At 74.4% G+C, this 6,418-nt stretch carries 6 protein-coding genes and 1 pseudogene; 6 read left to right on the forward strand and 1 reads right to left on the reverse strand.

Going from position 1 to position 6,418, the window contains the following annotated elements:
- The first annotated feature begins 111 nt into the window (after positions 1-111).
- The 4 genes and pseudogenes from BIV23_RS21150 (at position 112) to BIV23_RS21165 (ending at position 2,873) form a co-directional block, all read left to right on the forward strand.
- Positions 112-804 carry a hypothetical protein gene (locus BIV23_RS21150; protein WP_071382473.1) on the forward strand — a complete coding sequence of 231 codons (693 nt, stop codon included), beginning with the start codon at positions 112-114 and terminating at the stop codon, positions 802-804.
- 76 nt (positions 805-880) lie between these two features.
- Positions 881-1,252: pseudogene (locus BIV23_RS21155) on the forward strand (LysR family transcriptional regulator); the annotation flags it as partial.
- A 107-nt stretch (positions 1,253-1,359) separates the two neighbouring features.
- Positions 1,360-1,569 carry a hypothetical protein gene (locus BIV23_RS21160; protein ID WP_071382474.1) on the forward strand — a complete coding sequence of 70 codons (210 nt, stop codon included), beginning with the start codon at positions 1,360-1,362 and terminating at the stop codon, positions 1,567-1,569.
- Positions 1,570-1,643: 74 nt separating this feature from the next.
- Positions 1,644-2,873, forward strand: a complete 1,230-nt coding sequence (locus tag BIV23_RS21165; protein ID WP_071382475.1) for a PucR family transcriptional regulator — start codon at positions 1,644-1,646, stop codon at positions 2,871-2,873.
- Here BIV23_RS21165 and BIV23_RS21170 read toward each other — a convergent pair.
- Positions 2,863-4,734 carry an alkyl/aryl-sulfatase gene (locus BIV23_RS21170; protein ID WP_071382476.1) on the reverse strand — a complete coding sequence of 624 codons (1,872 nt, stop codon included), beginning with the start codon at positions 4,732-4,734 and terminating at the stop codon, positions 2,863-2,865. The genes BIV23_RS21165 and BIV23_RS21170 overlap by 11 nt on opposite strands.
- Before the next feature lie 197 nt (positions 4,735-4,931).
- On the opposite strand from BIV23_RS21170, the gene BIV23_RS21175 reads away from it, so the two are divergent.
- Both BIV23_RS21175 and BIV23_RS21180 read left to right on the forward strand, forming a co-directional pair.
- Positions 4,932-6,068, forward strand: coding sequence for an MFS transporter (locus tag BIV23_RS21175; protein ID WP_071382477.1), 1,137 nt, complete (start codon positions 4,932-4,934; stop codon positions 6,066-6,068).
- A gap of 111 nt (positions 6,069-6,179) precedes the next feature.
- Positions 6,180-6,395, forward strand: a complete 216-nt coding sequence (locus tag BIV23_RS21180) for a hypothetical protein (protein WP_071382478.1) — start codon at positions 6,180-6,182, stop codon at positions 6,393-6,395.
- Positions 6,396-6,418: the final 23 nt, after the last annotated feature.

Below are 6,418 nucleotides of genomic sequence, written 5' to 3' on the forward strand. Positions count from 1 at the left end.
CTACAAATACTCGGCGACACCTCACTATGGTCGAGTTATCCGCGGCAGTGTCCCGCGTTCCGCCGCGAAGTCCGAGCCAAAGTCGGCGCCTCCGGTGCCAGGCTCGCGGGCATGGAGATACTGCTGCTCCGCACCGCCCTCGCCCCCTCCCTCGTCCTCCTCGTCTCCGTCGTCGCCCGGCGTTCGGGCCCACGCCGCGGCGGGCTGCTGCTCGGCGCGCCGACGACGTCCGGGCCGTTCCTGCTGCTCGTATGGCTGAGCGGCGGAAGCGCGGCGGCCGCGCACGCGGCGCGCGGCAACGTCGCAGCGCAGCTCGTCGTCGCGGCCTTCTGCGTCGCCTACGGCCGGCTCGCCCCCGTCCTGCGCCCGGCGCGCACCCTGACGGCGGCTCTGGCCTGCGCGGCCGGAGCCTGCCTGATCGCCGCGCTGTGCACCGACGTCTGGCTGACGGCGGCATCGGCCCTTGCCCTGGCCTTCGCCGGGCTGCGGGCCTGGCCCGCCCCGGCGCCGACGCGTCGGCCCCAACGCGCCGCCCGGAGCTGGGAGATACCGGTACGGATGGCGGTCTCCGCCTCGACCGTCCTGCTCGCCGTGCACACCGCGGCCGCGCTCGGCTCCTTCGCCGGCGGCATCCTCGCCGCACTGCCCGTGCTGCTGGCCGTGATGGCCCCGTCGACCCACCGCGCGACCGGTGCACAAGCCTCGGCCGCGATGATGCGTGCCGCCCTGACCGTCACACCGGTCACCCTCGCCTTCCCGCTGACGGCCTACACGGCGTTCGCCGCCTCCGTGACGACGCGGTAGAGGATGTCGGTGCCGCACGGAACGCCGCACAGAACCCGGACGGAACGTCGCCGGGAACGAGGAGCACACGACACACATGGACATCGGGCGGCTGGCGTACTTCCTGGCGATCGTCGACCCCGGGGCTTCACCGTGCGGCCTCGGCGCTACGTGTCGCAGCCCTCGCTGTCCCAGGCCGTGCGCACGCTGGAGCGTGATCTCGGCTCCCAGCTCTTCCACCGCCGCATCGGGCAGCCGGGCGGTCCTGACCGAGGCGGGTCAGGACCTGATCGAGCCCGCCCGGGAGGCCGTGCGCAGCCTGGAGACGGCGCGCACGAGCGTCGCGGCCGTGCACGAGCTGCGGGAGGGACGCCTGGACGTGGCCTCGATGCCGTCCCAGGCGGTGGAACCGCTCACCACCCTGGTGCGCGACTTCACCCGGCGGTATCCCGGTGTGTCGGTAGCGGTGAGCCCAGTTCCTGACTTTCCACCGCCGTTCGGTCCGTGAACGGGCCGTCGCCCGGTACCACCAGCACGAAGCGCTGACTCCCCAGCGCGTGCGCGACGACGGCGTCCGTGCCCGGACAGCGACTGATCGTCGGTCAGCCGCGGACCGCCATCCGGTCGGCGGCCATGATGCTCGACCGTCTCGGCCACCCCGCCGCGGCCGGGCACGTCACGGACGCGTTCGCCTCGCTCTGGCCAGGACCGACGTCCGCACCCGCGACCTGGGGGGGCACGGCGATCACCGCCGAGTTCACCGAGCGGCTGCTCCGACTCCTCTGAACCCGCCAGGCCCCGGCAGCACGGTCGTACGCCCCGGTTACCGTGACGGACCGGCATCGGCAGCGAGGTGATCCATGGCGCACGGACAGGACGGGGAGCGGTGGAGCGGCGGTCGGCCGCGGGAGCTGTCCGCTGCCGCGGCGGCTCTCGCCGCCCGGTGCGAGCCACGGGTTAACGAGCTGGCCCGGCACATGGCCCGCGAGGTGTTCGGGCAGCTGCGCGGCTACCCCGAACTGCCCGCCGAGGTGAAGGACGTGGAGATCGCCGCGACGGCCCGGCACGGCATGCGGCTGTTCCTGCGCGGGGCCGCCGGCCGGCCCGGACCGGACGCGCTGGAGTACTTCCAGGAGCGCGCCGCCCAGCGCGCCGAGGAGGAGATGCCGCTGCACCTGCTGCTGCGCACGTACACGCTGGGCGGGCAGGAGCTGTTCCGGGCGCTGCGGGAGACCGCGCGGCCCGCCGAGCGGGACGCCCTGGCCGAACTCGCCGAGGCGCTGTTCACCTCGATCGACCGGGTCGTGGGCGCCGTCGCCGAGAGCTATCTCGACGAGCGCACCGCCCTCGCCGCCGAACGCCACGAGCAGCGTCGCGCACGGGCCCGCGCCCTGCTGGAGGGCCGCCCGCCCGCCGACGGGTCCACGCCGGACGGGCCCGCGCTGGTGTTGTGCCTGCGCTTCGCCGATTCGGCACCCGCCGGCGGGAGTCCGGGCTCCCCGGTGACGGTACGGCGGCTGGTGCGGCGGGTTCAGGCGGCGCTGGACCGGGTCTTCGGCACGGACGTACCCGCCCTGCTCGGCGCCGAGGGCGGCCACGCGGTCGTACCGGGAGGGGCCGAACCGCCCAGCCGGACAACGGAGTTGCTGCGTGAGGCGGCGGGAGCGGGGGTGCGGCTGGCCGCGGCCGGCGCCGCCCGGGCCGCTGACATCCCGCGTGCGGCGCGGCTGGCCGCGGAGGTGCTGCGGGTCGCGGCGGCGTGCGGGCGGCCACCCGGGCTGCACCGACTCGACGACGTCCTGCTGGAGTACCACCTGTCCCGTCCGAGCGAGGGCAGCGACCGGATCGCCGCCCTGCTCGACCCGCTGGCCGGCCGGCCCGAACTGACCGAGACGCTGCGCACGCATCTGGAGGAGCGCCAGGACCGCCGCGCCACAGCCCGCCGGCTGAACCTGCACCCGAACTCCGTCGACCATCGGCTGGCCCGCGTCCAAGAGCTGACCGGGGTCCGTCTCACCGACCCGCGGGACACCGCGCTGCTCCTCGCGGCCCTGCTGCTGCGCGGGACGGGCCCCGGCGTCACGGCGTGACGATCGCGAAGTCCGGGTCCGGCGCCTCCAGCAGCGATCCGAGGGTGATCAGGGCCCCGGCATCGCCGTCGAGGTCCACCGCCCCGCCCGCGATCTCGTCGGCGAAGGTCGTCGCCCCGGCCAGCACGGCGTCGAGGGTGGTGCGGGCCAGCCGCAGTACGGCGGTGGGCCGCTCACCCTGCGGGGCGTCGCCGGGCATCGGAGTGAGCGCGCCGCGGGACAGCAGGAGCGTCCACTGCTCGCCGGTGTCGGTGAACTCCCAGCGCAGCAGCAGCCGTCCGGCCTCGGCGGCGCGGGGGCCGTTGACGCGTACGGCCATGGAGCGGAAGACCTGCTCGGCCGTCAGGGCGGCCAGGATGTCCGGGGCGGCGCGGGTCGGTGTGCCGAGGACGCCGCCGCGCAGTTCGGCCGCGCCCATCAGGCAGAAGTTGCGCCAGGGTGCGCACTCCGCGCCCTGGCCGAGCCGCTCGAACGTGTCGGCCTGCAGGGCACGGGCCCGCGTGTGCCCGGGGTCGGCGAACAGGACATGGCTCAGCACCTCCGCGACCCATCGCAGATCGCCGGCTTCGTACGACGTCCTCGCCTTGGCGACCACGCTGTCCGCGCCGCCCATGAACTCCACGTACCGGCGCGCGGCCTCGGTGGGCGGATGCTGCCACAGGTGCGCGGGGTTGCCGTCGAACCAGCCCATGTAACGCTGGTACACCGCTTTGGCGTTGTGGCTGAGCGAGCCGTAGTAGCCGCGGACGTGCCAGGCCCGTTCGAGGGCGGGCGGGAAGCGCAGCTGCTCGGCTGTCTCCGCGCCGGTGTACCCGGCGTTGATCATCCGCACGCACTGGTCGTGCAGATAGGCGTACGCGTCCCGCTGCTCCTCCAGGAAGCGTACGACGCGGTCCCGCCCCCAGGTCGGCCAGTGGTGGGAGGCGAAGACGACGTCCGTGTCCGCGGCGAACAGCCGTATGGTCTCGGTCAGATACCCGGCCCAGGCCCTGGGGTCGCGGACGAGGGCCCCGCGCAGGGTCAGCACGTTGTGCAGGGTATGGCAGGCGTTCTCGGCGGCGCACAGCACCCGCAGGTCCGGGAAGTGGAAGTTCATCTCGGCGGGGGCTTCGGTGCCGGGCGTGAGCTGGAAGACGATCCGCACCCCGTCGACGGTCTCGGTCTGCCCGGTGGAGGTGACGTCGACCGTGGGCGCGATCAGGCCGACGCTGCCGGTCGATGTCGTCAGCCCGAGCCCGCAACCGATCTGCCCCGCCGGTCCCTTGGGCAGTGCGGCCCCGTACATGTAGGCCGCCCGGCGGGCCATCGCCGTACCCGTGAGGACGTTCTCGCCGGCCGCGTGCTCCAGGAACCCGGCGGGTGCGATGACGGGCACCCGGCCGGCGGCCACGTCGGCCGGATCGACGACCCCGCGCACGCCGCCGAAGTGGTCGACGTGGGAATGGGTGTAGATCACGCCGGTCACGGGGCGCTCCCCGCGGTGGGCGCGGTACAGGGCGAGCGCGGCGGCGGCGACCTCGGCGCTGATCAGCGGGTCGATCACGACGACTCCGCGCTCGCCCTCCACGAAGGTGACGTTCGACAGGTCCAGGCCGCGCACCTGGTAGATGCCGGGCACGACCTCGTACAGCCCCTGGCGGGCCGCGAGCCGGCTCTGCCGCCACAGCCCGGGGTGCGCGGTCGGCGGGCAGTCGGCCGCCAGGAAGCCGTAGGCGTCCGCGTCCCACACCACCCCGCCCCGCGCGTCCCGCACCACACAGGGCTCCAGCCGGGCGATCAGCCCCCGGTCCGCGTCGGCGAAGTCCTGCTCGTCGTCCCGGCCCGGCGTGGTGTACCCGGGCTGCTGCTCGCTGCCTGTCATGGTGGTCGATCCTGCCGGTCCCCGGCCGCCGACGCCCGATGACGGGTCACAGAGCGGTCGGTGACCCGTCACAGCGGCAATCCAAGGGGCACGTGGTTTTGTCCATGGACGCGGGTCCCGCCGGTGGGTGAGGGTCGCCGCATGACCGGTACGGGCCGCACGGCCGGACGGGGCCGGATGCCGGGCGGCTCGTCGCGCTGGCGCTCGGTGGTTTCGGCATCGGGCTCACCGAGTTCCTGGTCGCCGGGCTGCTGCCGCAGATCGCGTCCAGCTTCGCGGTGTCCGAGGCGACGGCGGGCCGGCTGATCTCCGGGTACGCGCTGAGTGTCGCGGTCGGCGCGATCGCGCTCACCGCGGCGACGGCCCGGCTGCCCCGCAAGAGCGTCCTCGTCGGCCTGGTGGCGTTGTTCGTCATCGGCAACCTGCTGTCCGCCGTCGCGCCGGACTATCCGGTGATGCTGCTCGGGCGGATCGTCGCGGCGCTGTGCCACGGTTCGTTCTTCGGTATCGGCTCGCTGGTCGCGCGCGGTCTGGTCGCGCCGGAGAGGAAGTCCCGCGCGGTGGCGGTCATGTTCGCGGGGCTGACCGTCGCGAACGTCCTGGGCGTGCCGTTCGGCGCGCTGGTCGGCGAACGGTGGGGCTGGCGGGCCGCCTTCTGGGCGGTCACCGCGATCGGCGTTCCGGCGCTGGCGGGCATCGTCGTGCTCGTGCCCGCCCGGTCCGGCCACCCGGGCCCGGAATCGCCGGACGGTCTGCGGGCCCAGATCCGCGCCTTCCGCTCCCGGCAGGTCGGGCTGACCCTCGCGGCCACCGCGCTCGGCTACGGCGCGATGTTCGGCGCGTTGAGCTATCTCGCCTACACCTTCACCGAGGTCGGCGGCTTCTCCCCGACGGACGTCGCCTGGCTGCTCATGGTGTACGGCGTCGGTCTGGTCGTCGGCAACCTGATCGGCGGGCGAGCCGCCGACCACGACCGCGACCGTGCCCTGCTCCTCGCCCTGCTCGCTCTCACCCTCACCCTGACCGCGTTCGGACTGCCGGCCGGCAGCGCCCCCGCCTCGGTGGTCCTCGTGTTCCTGCTGGGGGTGTCCGGGTTCGCCGGCGTCCCCGGCATGACCACGCGCGTGACCGACGTCGCCCACGGCGCGGCGCTGGCCGCCGGCGCCAACGTCTCCGCGTCCAACGTCGGCAACGCCCTCGGCGCCTGGCTCGGCGGCCTGGCCGTCACCGCGGGCCTCGGCTACGCCGCGCCGCTCTACGTCGGCGCCGGCATCGCCCTGGCCTCCGTCGTCGTCATGGCCGTTGCCGCACGCGACGCCAGGTCCTCGCGGTGAGCGGCGGGGCCATCAGGGTGCAACCAGGTGGTGTCGGGAGGCGGGCGTGGGCCCGCTTGGCCATGCTGGGCCGAAAGTGGCACTCTCCCTCCCCGCGACAAGGAGCACGGTATGGCCTCGGACTCGGTCGAACGCTTCATGGCGGCCCTGAACCCGGAGCACCGGGACACGGTCGGCGCCAGGCCCCGCCAGGAACAGGAGCAGCTGGCGGCGGCCTGGGAACGGGAACTGGAAGCGGACGACGAGCTGGACACCCTCGACGAGCTGTCCCCGCCGGCGGCGGAGGCCGAGGCCGCCCGCCGCGTGCTGGAGCGGGAAGCCGGCTAGGCCGTGTTTTAGGAAGCGCGGGC

Source organism: Streptomyces monashensis (assembly GCF_001866665.1).
GTDB classification, from domain to species: domain Bacteria; phylum Actinomycetota; class Actinomycetes; order Streptomycetales; family Streptomycetaceae; genus Streptomyces; species Streptomyces monashensis.